Annotated in this window: 15 protein-coding genes, 1 tRNA gene and 2 rRNA genes (2 of these 18 cut by a window edge); 3 read left to right on the top strand and 15 right to left on the bottom strand. The window is 62.7% G+C overall.

The window, feature by feature from the left end; genetic code table 11:
• Positions 1-545, top strand: partial view of a Glu/Leu/Phe/Val family dehydrogenase gene (locus tag AC2TZ7_RS04585; RefSeq protein ID WP_489866046.1) — the final stretch only. 763 nt of this gene lie to the left of the window's left edge; only the last 545 of its 1,308 coding nucleotides appear in the window; its start codon lies off the left edge, out of view; its stop codon occupies positions 543-545.
• Here the strand turns inward: AC2TZ7_RS04585 and AC2TZ7_RS04580 are convergent.
• The 12 genes from AC2TZ7_RS04580 to AC2TZ7_RS04525 form a co-directional block, all read right to left on the bottom strand.
• The gene (locus tag AC2TZ7_RS04580; protein ID WP_489866045.1) at positions 527-1,507 is read right to left on the bottom strand and encodes an XdhC family protein; all 981 of its coding nucleotides are present in this window, start codon (positions 1,505-1,507) and stop codon (positions 527-529) included. The genes AC2TZ7_RS04585 and AC2TZ7_RS04580 overlap by 19 nt on opposite strands.
• A gap of 10 nt (positions 1,508-1,517) precedes the next feature.
• The gene (locus AC2TZ7_RS04575) at positions 1,518-2,690 is read right to left on the bottom strand and encodes a M20 aminoacylase family protein (RefSeq protein WP_489866044.1); all 1,173 of its coding nucleotides are present in this window, start codon (positions 2,688-2,690) and stop codon (positions 1,518-1,520) included.
• A gap of 11 nt (positions 2,691-2,701) precedes the next feature.
• Complete coding sequence (locus tag AC2TZ7_RS04570) at positions 2,702-3,292, bottom strand: SRPBCC family protein (RefSeq protein ID WP_489866043.1); 591 nt, start codon at positions 3,290-3,292, stop codon at positions 2,702-2,704.
• Entirely contained in the window at positions 3,292-4,185 is an 894-nt protein-coding gene (locus AC2TZ7_RS04565) for an NAD(P)-dependent oxidoreductase (RefSeq protein ID WP_489866042.1), read from the bottom strand. Before AC2TZ7_RS04565 ends, AC2TZ7_RS04570 begins: the two co-directional genes overlap by 1 nt.
• A complete protein-coding gene (locus AC2TZ7_RS04560) occupies positions 4,182-6,560 on the bottom strand; it encodes a xanthine dehydrogenase family protein molybdopterin-binding subunit (RefSeq protein WP_489866041.1) in 2,379 nt (792 codons plus the stop codon). The genes AC2TZ7_RS04565 and AC2TZ7_RS04560 overlap by 4 nt, the downstream gene beginning before the upstream one ends.
• Positions 6,557-7,054 carry a (2Fe-2S)-binding protein gene (locus AC2TZ7_RS04555; RefSeq protein WP_083078755.1) on the bottom strand — a complete coding sequence of 166 codons (498 nt, stop codon included), beginning with the start codon at positions 7,052-7,054 and terminating at the stop codon, positions 6,557-6,559. Before AC2TZ7_RS04555 ends, AC2TZ7_RS04560 begins: the two co-directional genes overlap by 4 nt.
• Complete coding sequence (locus AC2TZ7_RS04550) at positions 7,051-7,920, bottom strand: FAD binding domain-containing protein (RefSeq protein WP_489866040.1); 870 nt, start codon at positions 7,918-7,920, stop codon at positions 7,051-7,053. The genes AC2TZ7_RS04555 and AC2TZ7_RS04550 overlap by 4 nt, the downstream gene beginning before the upstream one ends.
• Before the next feature lie 4 nt (positions 7,921-7,924).
• Positions 7,925-9,034 carry an ABC transporter ATP-binding protein gene (locus tag AC2TZ7_RS04545; protein ID WP_489866039.1) on the bottom strand — a complete coding sequence of 370 codons (1,110 nt, stop codon included), beginning with the start codon at positions 9,032-9,034 and terminating at the stop codon, positions 7,925-7,927.
• A gap of 13 nt (positions 9,035-9,047) precedes the next feature.
• The gene (locus tag AC2TZ7_RS04540) at positions 9,048-10,013 is read right to left on the bottom strand and encodes a carbohydrate ABC transporter permease (protein WP_489866038.1); all 966 of its coding nucleotides are present in this window, start codon (positions 10,011-10,013) and stop codon (positions 9,048-9,050) included.
• A gap of 1 nt (position 10,014) precedes the next feature.
• A complete protein-coding gene (locus AC2TZ7_RS04535) occupies positions 10,015-10,860 on the bottom strand; it encodes a carbohydrate ABC transporter permease (RefSeq protein WP_208607942.1) in 846 nt (281 codons plus the stop codon).
• Between the two features lie 131 nt (positions 10,861-10,991).
• Positions 10,992-12,323: an extracellular solute-binding protein gene (locus AC2TZ7_RS04530; RefSeq protein WP_489866037.1), complete on the bottom strand. Its 1,332-nt coding sequence runs from the start codon at positions 12,321-12,323 to the stop codon at positions 10,992-10,994.
• A gap of 239 nt (positions 12,324-12,562) precedes the next feature.
• Positions 12,563-13,288: a TetR/AcrR family transcriptional regulator gene (locus tag AC2TZ7_RS04525; RefSeq protein WP_078547245.1), complete on the bottom strand. Its 726-nt coding sequence runs from the start codon at positions 13,286-13,288 to the stop codon at positions 12,563-12,565.
• A gap of 178 nt (positions 13,289-13,466) precedes the next feature.
• On the opposite strand from AC2TZ7_RS04525, the gene AC2TZ7_RS04520 reads away from it, so the two are divergent.
• Positions 13,467-13,778, top strand: coding sequence for an NIPSNAP family protein (locus AC2TZ7_RS04520; RefSeq protein ID WP_489866036.1), 312 nt, complete (start codon positions 13,467-13,469; stop codon positions 13,776-13,778).
• 17 nt (positions 13,779-13,795) lie between these two features.
• Positions 13,796-14,368, top strand: coding sequence for an NTP transferase domain-containing protein (locus AC2TZ7_RS04515; protein ID WP_489866035.1), 573 nt, complete (start codon positions 13,796-13,798; stop codon positions 14,366-14,368).
• A 177-nt stretch (positions 14,369-14,545) separates the two neighbouring features.
• Here the strand turns inward: AC2TZ7_RS04515 and AC2TZ7_RS04510 are convergent.
• The 3 genes from AC2TZ7_RS04510 to AC2TZ7_RS04500 all read right to left on the bottom strand — a co-directional run.
• Positions 14,546-14,622 (bottom strand) — tRNA-Met (locus tag AC2TZ7_RS04510).
• A gap of 195 nt (positions 14,623-14,817) precedes the next feature.
• Positions 14,818-14,932, bottom strand: a 5S ribosomal RNA gene (rrf, locus tag AC2TZ7_RS04505).
• Between the two features lie 84 nt (positions 14,933-15,016).
• A 23S ribosomal RNA gene (locus AC2TZ7_RS04500) occupies positions 15,017-17,500 on the bottom strand; it runs 350 nt beyond the window's last position.

Below are 17,500 nucleotides of genomic sequence, written 5' to 3'. Positions count from 1 at the left end.
GCGGCGGCATCTACGATCCAAGCGGTTTGGACCCGCTCGCCGTCATGCAACACAAGCATGAGACAGGCGGCGTCAAAGGCGCGAAGGGGCAAGGCAAGACGAAAGAGATTTCGAATGCCGAGCTGTTGGAGCTCGATTGCGACGTGCTGGTGCCTGCCGCGTTGGAGCGGCAGATCACGCTTGAGAATTGTGACAAGATCAAAGCGCGCATCATTCTTGAAATGGCGAATGGACCGGTCTCGCCCGAAGCCGACAAGAAGCTGACGGAAGCCGGGCATATCATCGTGCCCGACATCCTCGCGAATTCCGGGGGCGTCACGGTGTCCCATCTCGAATGGGTCCAGAACAGATCGGGTTTTTATTGGGACAGTTCGCGCGTCAGAGATCATCTGAAGACGACGATGGAGACCGAGACGCAATCGATCTGGACATTGCACAACGAAATGGAGCTTTCGATGCGCGATGCCGCCTATATCCATGGTCTGCGTCGGATCGCGGAGTCGGTGGAGGCGCGGGGCACGCCCGCTTACTTCGAGCGGTCTTGAGCGCGGCTTCCGGCCTCGATCGGTGAACGCGACGCGGCTCGCTTGGTGTCGTCTTCCACCTGAGCAAGCACCTCGGCCAGCACCGACACGGCCAGCAGCCGCGGATCGCGCGCAGATTGGATGAGCCCGATAGGCCCATGAACCCGCGCGCGCGTCGCCGCATCGATACCGCGAGCCTGCAAACCTTCCTGCCGCCGGTTTTGCGTGCGCACGCTGCCTTGTGCCCCGATGTAGAACGCAGGCGTTGCGAGCGCCGCCTCGAGAATATCCAGTTCCCAATCGTGGTCATGAAACAGAAGGATCACCGCCGTGCGCGCGTCGATGGCAACGTCTGAGGGGATCGCGCTTCGGTCCAACCTGCGCACCGTGCAGCCTGCACCTTCAGCATTGGCGAAAGTGGCGTCCTCGGGCGTGAGAAGAAGATGCGGCGCGCCGGTGGCCTGCACCAGATCGGCGAAGAGCACCGCCTCGGCGCCGGCACCGAAGATCACGAAGCGCGGCTCGGGGCGAAAGGCGATACGCAGCTCTCCCGGCTCGTCGGGAGCCTCGCCCTCCTGCATCAAACGCAAGCCCCCCGAGGCGCTCAGTCCCAAGGCCGCCTCCGCGCGGCGCGCCCGCCTTGCCGCAAGCTCGCTAAGCAAGGAACGGTCCGGCGCGGGGATCACCGTAACCTCGAGCGCGCCGCCGCAGGGCAGCTTCAAGTCGAAAAAGGGCGAGCCGGCCCCATAGCGCAGCTTGCGCACCTGCCCGTCGGCCAGCGCCGCGAGCGCATGTTCGACCACATCTTCCTCGATACAGCCCGCGCTGAGCGCTCCGAAGCGCCGACCATCCGGCAAGATCGCCATCGCGGTGCCGATATTTCGATAGGCCGGGCCTTCGATGGCAGAGATCACCGCGATTGCGCCGGGTGTGTCGGACCGCGCCAGTTCGAACCACGGATCTTGCGCGGCGGGATGGGTCACGGCTGGCCCCTCAATCGTTCGACCCGGCCAGCGCGCGATGCGCGACCTCGACGAAGAACTGAACGCCCAGCGGCAGGATCGAGTCGTTGAAATCGTAATGCGGGCTGTGCAGGTTGCGCCCGCCCTCGGCCGATCCATTGCCGATCCAGCCGTAAGCGCCGGGCACCTTCTCCAGCAGGAAGGCGAAATCCTCGCTCGCCATGCTGGGCGCGTAATCGACCTGCACCGCGTCGCGGCCCACGATGGCCTCGGCGGCGCGGCGTGCCGTTTCGGCCGCCTCGGGGTCGTTGATCGTGGCCGGGTAGCGGCGCTGATAGATCAGCTCGGCCTTGGCATGAAACGCCTCGGCGATCATTTCGGCGCGGCGCGTCATCTCGGCCTGAACGAAATCGCGTGTCGCGGGGCGCAGGGTGCGCACGGTGCCGTGCAGGGTCACTTCGTCGGGAATGACATTGAGCGTGTGGCCCGCATGGATCTGCGTGACCGAGATCACCGTCGCATCGGTGGGATCCACCGCACGGCTGACGATGGTCTGCCAGGCCATCTGCAGCTGAGCGGCCAGCGTGATCGGGTCGATCCCCTCATGCGGCATCGCGCCATGTGAGCCCTTGCCCATCACCTTCAGCTCGAACGTGTCGAACGCGGCCATCACGGGGCCCGCGCGCATCGCGATCTTGCCTGCCTCGAGCCCCGGCCAGTTGTGCAGCGCAAAGGTGCTGTCGAGCGGGAATTGGTCGAGCAACCCATCCGCGATCATCACCCGCGCGCCGCCTTCGTTTTCCTCGGCGGGCTGGAAGATGAACACCACCGTGCCCGGCCCCGGCGGATCGGCCACCATCGCCTGCGCGGCGCCCAGAAGCATCGTGGTGTGACCGTCATGGCCACAGGCATGCATCTTGCCGGGGATATCGGAGGCATAGTCCGCCCCGGTCAGTTCGGATATCGGCAGCGCGTCGATATCGGCGCGCAGGCCGACCGTCGGCCCCTCGCCATTGCGCAGAACGCCGATCACCCCGGTCCCGGCCAGCCCCTCGTGGACCTCCAGTCCGAACCTGCGCAACTCAGCCGCGATAAAGGCGGCGGTCTCGTGTTCCTCGAAGGCCAGTTCGGGGCGGCGATGCAACGCGTGCCGCCATTCGACCAACTGGTCTTCCATCGCCTTGATCGCCGGGGTGATGTTCATCGCGCGTCCTTTCAACCAAAGAGCCAGCAGATCCCAAGCCCGAGGCCAAGACCGACCAGAAGCCACGCCACGCGGTCGATCAGCGGGATATGTCCCGCCGCCGCAGTGGCCACCGCGCCTGTCGGGGCGGCCCCTTCGCTTGCCGGGGTCGTCTCCTCCGCCTCGCCGGTCACGACCCGCGAGAAGGCGTTGAAGAAATCCTCGGCATTCTTGCGCGCCACGCCCTGAATCAATCGCCCGCCGACCGCGGCCAGTTTACCGCCAACCTCGACATCGGCGACATAGGACAAGCGCGTGCCCTCGCCTTCGGGCGCGAGCTTGATTTCCGCGCCGCCCTTGGCGAAGCCCGCAGGGCCGCCCTGCCCGCGCCCGGTGATCCGGTAGGACACGGGCGGAACCAGATCGCTCAGTTCCACCTTGCCGCGAAAGCTGGCCGAGACGGGGCCGACCCGCGCCACCACCGTGGCGGTATATTCGGCCTCGCCCGTCTGCTCCATCGCTTCGCAGCCCGGGATCGCGCGGCGCAGCACCTCGGGGTCGTTGAGCCCACGCCAGACCGTTTCGGGATCGGCCGGGATCAGGTGATCGCCTTCGAACCGCATCACCCGGCCTCCGCGTGGATCGCGTTATAGGCGCGGTAGAGCGCCTGCGTGCCCTCTTCGCCGAAGCCGTCATCCACCAGCTTGCCATAGAGGCTGCGCGCCAGCGACAGGCCCGGCAGATCGAGGCCCAGTCTTTCGGCTTCGCTCAGCGCGATCGACATGTCCTTGACGAAGTGGTGGACGAAGAAGCCGGGCGCGAAATCCTCGTCCACCATCTTCGGCCCAAGCCCATTGAGCAGGAAGCTCGACGCGGCCCCGGTTCCGATGACTTTGAGAACCTGCATCGGGTCCAGACCGGCGGCGCGCGCGTAGCTGATGCTTTCCGCGACCGCGAGCATGGTCGAGGCGATGGCGATCTGGTTGGCCATCTTGGTGTGCTGCCCAGCGCCCGCCTTGCCCATCAGCGCGATATTCCCGCCCATCAGCTCCAGCACCGGCAGGACCCGCTCGAACGCGCGCTGGTCGCCGCCCAGCATGATCGCGAGCTTGCCCGCCTTCGCGCCGACATCGCCGCCGGAGACCGGGGCGTCGAGCGCAGAGAGGCCGCGCGCGAGAGCCGCCTGCGCGATCTTCCCGGCCAGGGCCGGGCTCGAGGTGGTCATGTCGATCAGCACCGAGCCCGGGCGCGCCTTGCCGATGATCCCCTCCTCACCGAGGTAGACCTGCTCGACATCGGCGGGGTAGCCCACGATGGTGATCGTGATGTCGCTGGCCTCGGCCACGGCGCCGGGGCTGTCACACCACGTCGCCCCCTTCGCGACGAGGGCGTCGCCCTTGGCGCGGGTGCGGTTGTAGATGTTGAGCGGATGCCCCGCGGCGAGGATATGCCCCGCCATGTGCTGGCCCATGATTCCGAGTCCGATGAAGCCGACGCTGAGTTTCTCTTCTGTCACGGCTGGGTCCTTTTCGTTGAACTGGGCGCGGCCTCCCGCAGGAGCGCGCGAATGGATTGGGGGGTCAGCGGAAGACGCTCGATCGTCACGCCGCGCGGCGCCAGCGCATCGCTCACCGCGTTGGCGAGCACGCCGATCGCGCCCATCACGCCGCCTTCGGCCATGCCCTTGATCCCCGCGGGGGTGCGGCGGTTCGGCGTGTTGTGGTGCAGGATTTCGAACTCCGGCAGTTCGTTCGGGGAGGCCACGAGGTAATCGGCAAGCGTCGCGGAGAGGTTCTGCCCCGTGCCGTCGTAGATCACCTGTTCGAGCAGCGCGCCGCTCAGCCCCATCGCGATCGCGCCCTGCTGCTGGCCGCGCACGACGATCGGGTTGAGAACGGTGCCGGAATCCTCGGCGACGAGATAGCGCTCGATCGAGATCGCACCGGTCTGCGGGTCGACCTCGACTTCGCAGGCATGGGTCGAGTTGGAATAGGTCATCGCGGGCGGGTCGTAGCTATGCGAGAAGTCGAGCCCCGGCGCGATCCCCTCGGGCAGGGCCAGCGGTTCGAGATAGGCGCGCCGCGCGATATCGGTCAGCGAAAGCCCCGTCTCCTGCCAGTCCTCGCCGATCATCCGCTCGATCTGGCCTGCGCGCAGTCGCAGCCCGCCGGCGTCGTTAAGATCGAGCATCGACGCCGCAATCGCGAGCACCCGCTCGCGCGCCTTGAGCGCACAGAGATAGAGCGTGCCGCCCCCGGCCGTCGCGCCGCGTCCGCCGCGGCTGCCCATGCCGTAGGGCGCGATATCGGTGTTGCCCATATGGACCGTGACATCTTCCGAGCGCACGCCGAGCCCTTCGGCCACCGCCTGCGAAAGCGGGCTCTCGTAGCCTTGCCCGGTGCCCATCAGACCTACGGAGGCGTTGACCGCCCCGCTCGGCTCGATCCGCACCCAGGCCGATTCATGGCCCGATCCGGGGATACCGGCGGATTTGTAGAATTCCGATCCGTAGGTCGTGCTCTCGATCACCGTGCACAGTCCGAGCCCCAGATAGCGCCCCTCAGCGCGCGCCTGCGCCTGCCGGGCACGGAAGGCCGCGACATCGATCGCGTCCACGGCGATCTCGAGCGTCTCCCGTGGGCTGACATCTTCGAGAAGTTCGCCCGTGGGCATCTTGTAGGGCAGATCCTCCGGGCCGAGCGCGTTGATACGGCGCACCTCGACCGGGTCGAGGCCAAGGTCGCGGGCGATCGCGTCGATCGTACCCTCCATCACCCAGCTGGTGATCGCCATGGGCGCGCGCATCGGGCCCGCGCCGCATTTGTTGGTCAGCGCGACGCGGACCTCATAGGCGTAGTCCTGAATCCGGTAGGGGCCGGTCATGATCAGGGCGATGACGCGGGCCATATAGTTGGCCGGGTAGAAGCAGTAGCCGCCGAAATCCTCGTCGATCTCGAGCTCGAGGCCGAGAATCCGTCCGGTTTCGCTGACCGAGGCGCGGGTGCGGCACTCGTATTCCCGCGCATGCGCGGCGGACATCAGGTTCTCCATCCGATCCTCGCGCCACCGAACCGGTCGGCGCAGGTGGCGAGACAGAGCCGCGACCGTGAGTTCCTCCCGGTAAAGCGCGATCTTCTGACCGAAAGCGCCGCCCACATCGGGGCTCATCACCGTGACCTGGCTTTCCGACAGGCCCAGCCGCGCAGCAAGCTGGCTGCGCAACGGGTGCGGGACCTGATTGCCGATATGCATGTTCAGATGCGCGCGTCCGTCATCCCAATCGGCGACGCAGCCGCGCGTCTCCAGCGGGACATGGGTGTGGCGATGGAGCGAGAACCGGGCCTCGACGGCGCGATGCGCCTCGGCCCGGCGTGCGGCAGGATCGCCGACGCTCAGGCTCTGATGCGAGACCATGTTGCTCGTCAGGCTGTCATCGACCAGAGCCGCATCGGGCGCGAAGGCCTCGGTGATCGAGGTCACCGCCGGAAGCTGCTCATATTCGACACTGACACATTCGGCCGCATCCTCGGCGAGGTAGCGATCGGTCGCGACGACGCAGACCACCGGATCACCGTGGAAGCGGACCTTGTCGATCGGAAGCGTCGTCAGCTCGGTCGGCTGCAGCCCCTCGATCGGCGGCGCGAGGCGCAGCCGCGTCGTCATCTGATCGAGATCGCGCCCGGTGAAAACGCCTACGACCCCCGGCATCTCAGCGGCTTCGGCGCTGTCGATCCCGAGAATGCGCGCATGGGCGTGGGGCGAGCGCACGAAGCTCACATGCAGCGCGCCGGGAAAGGCGAGATCGTCGAGATAACGCCCGCGACCAGAGACGAGGCGCCGATCCTCCTTGCGCGGCAGGGCGCGACCGATCTCGGTGAAATCACCGCTCATGCCGCCTCTCCACGCATCCGGGCCGCAGCTTTCAGTACGGCGGCGACGATATTCTGATAGCCCGTGCAGCGACACAGATTGCCCGACAGGACATCGCGCACCTCTTCTGCGGTCGGGTCCGGGTTCTCGCGCAGGTAATGCTCGAAGGTCACTACGATGCCCGGCGTGCAGAAACCGCATTGCAGCCCATGTTCCTCGTGCAGCGCCTGCTGAAGCGCCGAGAGTGCGTCGGGCCGCCCCATGGCCTCGACCGTCGTGACCTCATGGCCCTCCATCTGGGCGGCGAAAGTCAGGCAGGCGCGCGCCGGGCGGCCGTCGATCAGCACGGTGCAGGCGCCGCAGACGCCGTGTTCGCAGCCGACATGGGTGCCGGTCAGGCCAAGATCGTCGCGCAGCACATCCGAGAGCAGCTTGCGCGCGGGCACCCGAACGTCGTGGGTTTCGCCATTCACGCTCAGCGAAAGCGTCAGGGGGTCGTGTGTCGGAGCGGTCATGCACCCTCCTCCCGGGTCAAAGCGGACTGGAACGCGCGAATGACAAGCGTTTCGGCAAGCTCCCGGCGATAGACGGCGGGCACCTGTGCGCTGTCTTCGGGCGCGATCGCCGCGGCGGCCGCGGCTGCAAGGTCGCGAATGGTTTCGTCATCGGCCAGCCTGCCCTGCGCGCGCGCCTCGATCTCGGGCAGACGCAGCGGGACGGTGTCGACGCCGCCGAGCCCGAGCCGCAGCGCATCGATCTTGCCCTCCGCGTCGCGCGTGAAACTGAGCGCGACGCTGACCAGCGCGAAATCGCCGTGACGGCGCGAGAAAGCCTCGAAGGCCCAGAGATCGCCAACGGGAAGCGGAAAGCGCAGCGCAGTGATCAACTCGCCATCGCGCAGATCGACCGTCATGATCGATTGCAGGAAATCGGCGGCGGCGACTTCGCGCGTGCCTGCCGGTCCCGAAATCACCAGCGTCGCGCCCAGCGTGACCGCGATCAGCGGCAACTGGGCGGCGGGGTCCGCATGGGCGAGGCTGCCGCCGATCGTGCCACGCTGACGGATCGCGTAATGCCCGATCGAGGCGGCAGCGGCACCGAGAAGCGGCAGGCTCCGCTGCACTTCCGGCGCATTGGCCAGCCGGTGATGGCGCGTCAGCGCGCCGATCTCCAGCATGTCCTCCTTCACCCGCACGCGGTCCAGCTCGATCAGATCGTTGAGATCGATCAGATGGCCCGGGCGCGCCAGCCGCATGTTCAGCATCGGCCCGAGGCTTTGCCCGCCGGCGATCGGCTTGGCCGCCGGCCCATGCGTGCGCAACAGCGCCAGTGCCTCGGCAAGGCTCGCAGGCCGGTGGTAGGTGAAAGGGGCGGGTTTCATCGTGTCAGGCCGCGTTCCAGATCAGCGACTGACCGGTTTCGCGGTCGAAGACATGCAGGCGGTTGAGATCCACCGCGAGGGTGATGCTTTCGCCGAACGCATGGCGCAGATCCTTGCCGACGCGGAAGAAAAGCTCCTCGCCGCCGAAATCCATACCCAGATACTGATCCGAGCCAACCGGAAGCACCGAGTTCACGGTGCCGCTGAGCGCATTGTATCCCGGCTCGGCAGTGCCTTCCGCGACATCCTCAGCCCGGATACCCAGCCGCACCGCGCGGCCCTCCTGCCCTTTCAGGCGCGCCGCATGATCTGCCGGCAGCACAAGACGCAGCCCATCGCGGACGAAGGCCATCTCGTCATCCAGCCCGGCCTCTAGCACGCCGTCGAAATAGTTGATCGGCGGGCTGCCGAGGAACGACGCGACGAAGGTGTTCGCGGGGCGCTCGTAGATGTCGTCGGGCGTGCCGATCTGCTGCACGACCCCGTCATTCATCACCACGATACGATCCGCGAGCGTGAGCGCCTCGGCCTGATCGTGGGTCACGTAGACGAAGGTGGTCTCCATCGCGCGGTGGAGTTCCTTGATCTCTGCCCGCATCGAGATTCGCAGCGCCGCGTCGAGGTTCGACAGCGGCTCATCCATCAGGAAGACCGACGGGTCACGAACCATCGCGCGCCCCAGCGCCACACGCTGACGCTGGCCGCCCGACAGCTGCGACGGACGCCGGTCGAGCAGGTGAGAAATCTCGAGCTTCTTCGCGGCGTCTTGCACGCGCTCGTCGATCTCTTCCTTCGACGCGTTGCGCATTTTCAGCCCGAAGCCGATATTGTCGTAGACGGTCTTATGCGGGTAGAGCGCGTAGCTCTGGAACACCATTGCGACGTCGCGCTTGTGCGGGGGGACGTAGTTCACGACCTGCTCGTCGAAGATGAGATCGCCGTCCGAGACTTCCTCGAGCCCTGCAATCATGTTGAGGGTCGTGGATTTGCCGCAGCCCGAGGGGCCGAGCAGGACGATGAACTCGCGATCCTCGATATCGAGGTTGAGATTGCGCACGGCATGGAAGCCGTTGGCGTATTTCTTGTTTACGTTGGTGAAGCGGATCCGGGCCAAGACTTTGTCCTTTCTAACCTTTGACAGCCCCGGCGGTCAGACCGGAAACGATGTAGCGTTCGAAGACGATGGCGACGATCACCGGCGGCACGACCGCCAGGACGCCAGCGGCGTTGAGGAAGGAGAAGCTCACCGTGAAATCGGAGGTGAACGAGGCCAGCAGGATCGGCAGGGTTTGCGACGCGGAGGTCTGCGTGAACATCAGCGCGAGCAGGAATTCGTTCCAGCTGGTAAGGAAGGTGAAGAGGACCACGGCGACGAGCGAGGGCAACGAGAGCGGCAGGAACACCTTGATCAGCGCCTGGAACCGCGAACAGCCATCAACCCGCGCGGCCTTGTCCAGCTCGTCCGGGAGGCCCTCGAAATACTGGATCAGGATGAAGACCGTGAAGGGCACCGTGATCGCGAGATAGGTGATCACCAGCGATCCGAGCGTATCGAGCATCCCGAGTTTGCGAATCACCAGGAAGAACGGCACGACCAGCGCGATATCGGGGATCACCCGCGTGATCAGGATGAAATAGACCGACGCGTTGCGCCCCCAGAACCGGATCTTCGCGATCGCATAGGCGGCCGGCACCCCGACGAGCAGGTTCAGGATCACCACCAGGGTCGAGACGATCAGGCTGTTGGCCATCGACGGCAGGAGGTTCCCCGCGGTGGAGGGGATGAAGTCACCGGCAGCCGGATCGGCGCCCGAGCGCGTCTCGTAGGTGACAGGCTCGTCGTTCCCGGCGGTGAAGATCGCCTCGAAATTTCGCAGGGTCGGCTCTTCGGGAATCCAATGCGGCGGGATCGAGACGATCTCGGTCTCGGTCTGGAACGCCGAAGAGACGAGCCACGACACCGGGGCGAGAATGTAGGCCGCAAGGACGATCGCGGAGACCACGATCACCAGACGCTGCACGATGCGCCCGATTTTCTGGCGGCGGCGGTAGTCGATCGTGTCGACAGGCGGGGTGATAGGCATATCGCTCATGTCAGATCTTGCGCCCCAGCGTTCGGATAAAGAGGTAGGAGAGTGCGAAAGTCGCGATTGCGAGGAGGTAGGACATCGCAGCACCGCTCCCGAAGGACAGGTTGCGGAAGGTCTCGACATAGATGTGCCACGAGAGCACATGCGACGCGCTGCCGGGCCCGCCTTCGGTCAGGATGAAGAACAGATCGAAATGACGGATCGCCATCATCGTTTCGTAGATCATCACCAGCATGAAACCGGGCTTCATCGCCGGCAGGGTGACATGCACGAAGCGCTGCCAGACCGTCGCGCCGTCGACGCGCGCCGCCGCATAGAGATCGGACGGGATCGACTTGAGCGAGACCAGCAGAAGGATCGTCGCCAGCGGCACTTCCTTCCAGACGAACGCATTGGCGATCAGGAACAGCGTTTTGTCCTGATCCCCCAGCCAGACCATGTATTTGTCGATGAAATCGAGCTGATAGAGCAGGCCGTTCAGCGCGCCATAGCTGGAATCGTAGATCCATTTCCACATCAGCGCGTTCGCGACATAGGGGATCGCCCACGGCACCAGCAGGATCGTCGACAGGATACGACGCCCGCGGAATTCCTGATTCAGCAGCAACGAAACAAGCAAGGCTATGAAAGCAATCGCGGTAACCGAGACGAGCGAGAAACTCACCGTGCGCCAGACCGCGCCCCAGAAAGCCTCATCGCCGAGAAGATCGGTATAGTTCTTCAGCCCGACGAAGGGAGTCCGGTTCGGACGCGTCAGCTTGATGCTGAAGAAGCTGATATAAAGCGAATAGGCGATCGGGAAGACCGCAACCGCGCCCAGAACGGCCATGACAGGAGCAAGAAACAGCATGGCGCTGCGCTCCTCGTATCCCACCCGCCATTTCGGGCGTGTCGCCCGTGTCATTGCATTCGCCACGTCATGCTCTCCCGTTGCCCTGCCCGACAGACGGCGGGCCTTTTAGAAAGGCCCGCCGCACCTGCTCAGTAGCTGTCCTTCAGCTCGTTCCACAGATCGGCAGATTTCTTGACCGCTCCGGCCGGATCGACATTGCCGAGGATCGCCGATTGCCAGGCCGACCCGTTGGTGTCGTTCCACTCGCCGAACCACGGGGTGACCGTGTCCTTCTTGCGAGCGAGCGCCTGCTGAGCCTGGATCATGTCGACATCGCCATAGGAGTCGTAGGCCGCGCGGATCTCGGGATCCTCGAACAGCGGCTTCACGCCGAACCCGGCCCCGATATCGAGGAACAGGAGCTTCTGGAACGTGTAGGCGCCATCCGCCTTGCCACCGAACCATTCGATCAGCTTCGCGGCATTCTCGGCGCGCGCCTTGTCTTGTGCAGCCTGCGCCGACATGCCGTGGAAACGCATCCAGCCGACCGTCGCGTGAGAGCCGTTGGCGCCTTTCGGCATCATCGCCTGCTTCACATTGCCTGCGATCTGCGACTGCTCGGGATCGTTGAGCATCCGCAGACGGTATTTCGCGACCATCGCGAAGGCATGGTTACCCGCCGCGAAGGATTTCAGGCCGGCCAGTTCGCCGGTCTCGACGCAGGCAGGCGAGACGATCTCGTGCTTGTTGACCGCATCGACGACCCAGCTCAGCGCCTCGACAGCCCCCTCTTTCGGGTCCTGCATCACGGCCATGCCGTTGTCGTCGACCAGACGGCCACCATGCGAATAGACCAGCGTCGAGATGAACTCGATCAGCCAGCTTTCCTGCGCCATGGCAAGCATCATCGGATAGTCGGCAATGCCCTTCTCTTTCATGACGAGCGACTGCTCGACCAGCTCGTCCCAGGTTTCCGGCGGCGCGTCGAAGCCAGCTTCCTTGAGCTTCGCCTCGTCATAGAAGAAGGCCATGTAGTCGGTGTAATAGGTCAGGCCGTACTGACGACCGCCATAGGTCATGGAGTCGGTGCAGAAATCCTCGGCCTCGGTGTTGTATTTCATCAGGCTGTCGAACTCGTCGACCGGAGCGATCCAGCCGGCTTCGGCCCATTCGGGCAGCCAGGAATCCGACACCCACATCGCGTCGAGCGGCGCACCGCCCACGAATTTCGCGACCATACCCTCGCGGTACTGGGCCCAGGGCGAGTTCCCGTAATTGACCGGGATCCCGGTTTCCTTGGTGAAGGCGCTGAGGTGGCTCTGCACGGTGTCGACCGCGGCCGACCAGGTGTGCATCGTCAGCGCGGCCGTTTCGGCCTTGGCCGGACGAACCAGACCCGGCGCCATCAGCGCCCCTGCGCCCGCCGCCGAGTAGCGGAGGAAATCCCGGCGCCCGAGACGGCGCGTCTTATCCTTGAGCATCTTTCGATTCCTTTTGCATGGCCGCCTCAGCCCGAGCCCGTTCAAAGCCCAACCTGCAGCAAGCCGTCCCTGTTGATCTTGTTTATGGGAACCGACGCTATTGGCGATTTATTTATTCGTCAACTGACGACAAACGAAAAAGTGAGGATTTCCCTTCCGCAACGGAAATCGCACAAAATTTCAGCGCCTGCGGAAGCCTCCGCAGGCGAAATCAGGGAAAATGTAGTGGATTGCAGCGCTCAGCGGCCGCTGCACACCTCGACCATGTCCTCGAATCCCGCGAGGAACACGCGGACATGCATCGTTACCACCTGGTCTTCGGAGAGCGACAGGCTGCTTTGATAGATATGGCGTCGAATCGCGTAGTGAGAGATCGCACCGTGCAGCGTCCACGCCATTTCGCGGAGCAATGCGGGATCTTCCGGCAGCTCCACGCCCCGCTCATGCGCAACTTCGCGCATCACGGTCTCCAGCAACTGCATGACGATCGCTGCGATGTAGTCAGGCGCCATATTCGCCTCGGCCAGCGAGGCATAAAGGAACAATCGCAACCACTTCCGGGTCAAGGTAGACTGAAGATAGTCGCGATAGAATGCATCGAGGCGCACAGCCATGGGCTGCGAACGATCCTGAAGCTCAACGAACCAGACGGCCTTGAAAGCGCCAAGAATCTCTCGGTTATAGACCTCTTTGAGCAGGTCCTCCTTGGTCGGGAAGAAGCGATAGAGAAGACGCTGGGAGATGCCGCATTTCTCCGCCAACTGACGCGTCTGCCCCGCAAGCCCGTTCTCCGCAAAGAACTCGGTGGCGACGTCCAGGATCTGGGCACGACGCTCATTGAACGGCATCCGCACAGCGCCTTGCGGCGAGCCGGGCTTGTTTCCGGCGCCGTTCGTTTTGGACGAACCTTCAGTCATTTTGGGCTTGGTCTGCACGTTTTCCTCTTGGCATCCCTTGTTGTTCATTCTGACGCCGGACGCAACGACTTCAGCTCCATACATTAGCCCATTCCGCACGAAGGCAAAGTATCTTTTCGTCACTTGACGACTTATGTGTTGCGAAAACCCGAAGTTTGGTCGTAGCTTCGGCGCGTGACGGGACGTCAGTGCCCGTGATTTTCTGCCATTCACGCCGGAGTCCAACATGATCTACGAACAAAGAACCTACCGTATCACCCCTGGGAAGGCGCCCGAGTTCCTCAAGCTCTATGAAGCCGAGGGCCTGCACATCATCACCCAATACGCGAAGCTTGCCGGATGCTGGGTCAGCGACAGCGGCGTGCTCAACGCTGTCACCTTCCTCTGGGCCTATGAGGATTACGGCCACCGCAGCGCGCAACGCGCCAAGCTGGGCGCAGCCCCGGAATGGCAGGCTTTCGTACCCAAGATCCTGCCCTATCTCGTGCATCAGGAAAGCATCTTCCTGCAGCCCGCGGCCTTCTCGCCGCTCGACTGAGCCAAGCGTAGGCCTCCATGCGCACGCTTGGCATCCTTCTCGCCGCCGGCGCTTCGCGCAGGTTCGGCGCTCAGGATAAGCTTCTTGCCGATTGGAACGGCGCCCCATTGGTGCTGGCGGCTGCCTACGCGCTCGAGGCGTCGGGATGCGACGCGCTCCTCGCGATCGTCTCAGATGAACGCGTGGGCGCGGCGCTCCCCGCGTCGTTCGACTTGCATCAGCTTCCGCAGGGCCTGCCGCTCTCGCGGACGTGGCAGATGGCCCGCGACTGCGCAATCGAGTTCCATGCAGAGCGCGCGTTGTTCGTATTGGGCGACATGCCCTCCGTATCCGCCGAAACACTCCGCACGCTGATCAATAGCGGCGGGACCCGCGCCTGCGTCTTCAACGGAACCCCGCTCCCGCCAGCGCTCTTAACCGCAGAGGATATGAGGCGCATGCCCGATCGGGACAATGACCAGGGCGCGCGAGAGCTGCTACGCGCCCTCCCACACCAGTCGCTCGTTCCCCTAACCGCCCAGGAGGCCTGTGACATCGACACGCCGGAGGCCCTCCGCCGGACGCAGGAAAACGTCCGCGCTCGACCGTGACGAATTCCCACCCCGTTCGCGGTGGTGACTACATGCTGCGCCCTGCAGCCCAGCCTGCAACCCCCATCTCTGAGGGCGCCCGACGCGTACCGTTCTCTGTTGCTTCCAGGGCGTTTGTCGCAACGCAAAAAGCCTCGCGTGTAGCGAGGCTAAGCGTTTGATATTGTTCTATATATTTGGTTGCGGGAGTAGGATTTGAACCTACGACCTTCAGGTTATGAGCCTGACGAGCTACCGGGCTGCTCCATCCCGCGTCCGTTGAGCGTTTGCCTTTTTGCCAGGTTATGAGCCTGACGAGGCGATCGCGTTTTTCAAACTCTCGCGGAGAGTTTGTAGCGATTGCGGGGTGCTCGATCCCGCGTTTATTTCCCGAGGGCTTTATGTTTTTGCGATCGGGATTTTGTTTGTCATCGTTGTTTGAGAGATGATTTTTCATCGCTTCTTTCTAGGTTTGGCGGTGACCTACTCTCCCACGTCTTAAGACGCAGTACCATTGGCGCGACGGCACTTAACGGCCGGGTTCGGAATGGAGCCGGGTGTTTTGCTCGTGCTATGACCACCAAACCGAGGAAGAAGCGATGATTTCAAGTCAAGTTGCTATGCAGCTTTTGATTATGATCGGAGCCAGAGGTCTGGCTTCTACCGGATCAAATCAAGCCAATCGGGCAATTAGTACTGGTCAACTGAACGCGTTGCCGCGCTTACATCTCCAGCCTATCGACGTGGTGGTCTTCCACGGCCCTCAAGGGATACCTAGTTTTGAAGGGGGCTTCCCGCTTAGATGCTTTCAGCGGTTATCCTGTCCGGACATAGCTACCCAGCACTACCGTTGGCACGATAACTGGTCCACCAGTGGTCCGTTCACCCCGGTCCTCTCGTACTAGGGGCAACTCTTCTCAAGTATCCTACACCCACGGCAGATAGGGACCGAACTGTCTCACGACGTTCTAAACCCAGCTCACGTACCTCTTTAAACGGCGAACAGCCGTACCCTTGGGACCTGCTCCAGCCCCAGGATGAGATGAGCCGACATCGAGGTGCCAAACGATGCCGTCGATATGGACTCTTGGGCATCATCAGCCTGTTATCCCCAGAGTACCTTTTATCCGTTGAGCGATGGCCCTTCCACTCGGGACCACCGGATCACTATGGCCGACTTTCGTCTCTGCTCGACTTGTCAGTCTTGCAGTCAGGCTGGCTTCTGCCATTGCACTCAACGACCGATTTCCGACCGGTCTGAGCCAACCTTCGCGCGCCTCCGTTACACTTTGGGAGGCGACCGCCCCAGTCAAACTACCCACCACGCAGGGTCCCGGATCCCGATAAGGGACCGCGGTTAGACATCAAGCAGGCGAAGGGTGGTATCTCAAGGATGGCTCCACGAAGACTGGCGTCCCCGTTTCAAAGCCTACCACCTATCCTGCACATCACATGCCTGATGCCAGTGCGAAGCTATAGTAAAGGTTCATGGGGTCTTTCCGTCTAACCGCGGGTAGTGTGCATCTTGACACACAGTTCAATTTCGCTGAGTCCACGTTTGAGACAGCGGGGAGATCGTTACGCCATTCGTGCAGGTCGGAACTTACCCGACAAGGAATTTCGCTACCTTAGGACCGTTATAGTTACGGCCGCCGTTTACCGGGGCTTCAATTCGGAGCTTGCACTCCTCCTTTTAACCTTCCGGCACCGGGCAGGCGTCAGACTGTATACGTCGCCTTACGGCTTCGCACAGCCCTGTGTTTTAAGTAAACAGTCGCCACCCCCTAGTTTGTGCCCCCCACCCTCACTTGCGTGAGAATGGGGCCTCCTTCTCGCGAACTTACGGAGGCATTTTGCCGAGTTCCTTAAACGTGGTTCTCTCAAGCGCCTTGGTATTCTCTACCAGTCCACCTGTGTCGGTTTCGGGTACGGTCCGATAGTGGGGCTATTTCCAGGAACTGCTAAGCGGCCCACACAATCCGATAAGTGTGAACAACCCTCGCAATCCGTCACCACCACATGGCCCAGGAATATTAACCTGGTTCCCATCGACTACGCCTTTCGGCCTCGCCTTAGGGGCCGGCTTACCCTGCTCAGATTAGCTTTAAGCAGGAACCCTTGGACTTTCGGCGACAGGGTCTCTCACCCTGTTTGTCGCTACTCATGTCAACATTCTCACTTCTGATCACTCCACCGGATGCCTTACAGCCCGGCTTCACAGTCAGAACATTGCCTCCAATACTCCGAGAACGGAGATAAGGAGGCAGCGTTCTATATCACAGAACGCTCCGCTACCACGCACATCACTGTGCATCCAAAGCTTCGGCTCATGGCTTGAGCCCCGTTACATCTTCGCCGCAAGACCTCTTGACTAGACCAGTGAGCTGTTACGCTATCTTTAAAGGATGGCTGCTTCTAAGCCAACCTCCTGGTTGTTTTGGAAGTCTCACATGCTTTCCCACTTAGCCATGAATTGGGGGCCTTAGCTGTTGGTCAGGGTTGTTTCCCTCTCCACGACGGACGTTAGCACCCGCCGTGTGTCTGCCGATCAGTTCTTCCCGGTATTCGGAGTTTGCTTAGACTCAGTAAGGCTGTGGGCCCCCATCATCCATGCAGTGCTCTACCCCCGGGAGAATACAATCGACGCGCTACCTAAATAGCTTTCGCGGAGAACCAGCTATCTCCAGATTTGATTGGCCTTTCACCCCTAGCCACACGTCATCCGGACCCTTTTCAACGGGTGTCGGTTCGGCCCTCCAGTGAGTGTTACCTCACCTTCAGCCTGCACATGGCTAGATCATCTGGTTTCGGGTCTGATCCATCGAACTTATTCGCCCTGTTAAGACTCGCTTTCGCTACGCCTACACCTAACGGCTTAAGCTTGCTCGATAGACCAAGTCGTTGACCCATTATACAAAAGGTACGCCGTCAGAGCTCGAGGCTCCTCCGACTGCTTGTAGGCGTCCGGTTTCAGAAACTGTTTCACTCCCCTCGTCGGGGTGCTTTTCACCTTTCCCTCACGGTACTGGTTCGCTATCGGTCAGTAAGGAGTACTTAGCCTTCGAGGGTGGTCCCCCGATCTTCAGACAGGATTTCACGTGTCCCGCCCTACTTAATACGTCCAATCAGACTTCCCATACGGGGCTGTCACCC

The organism is Thioclava sp. ISO4 (assembly GCF_058105145.1).
This window is presented reverse-complemented; position numbering and strand designations above follow the sequence as displayed.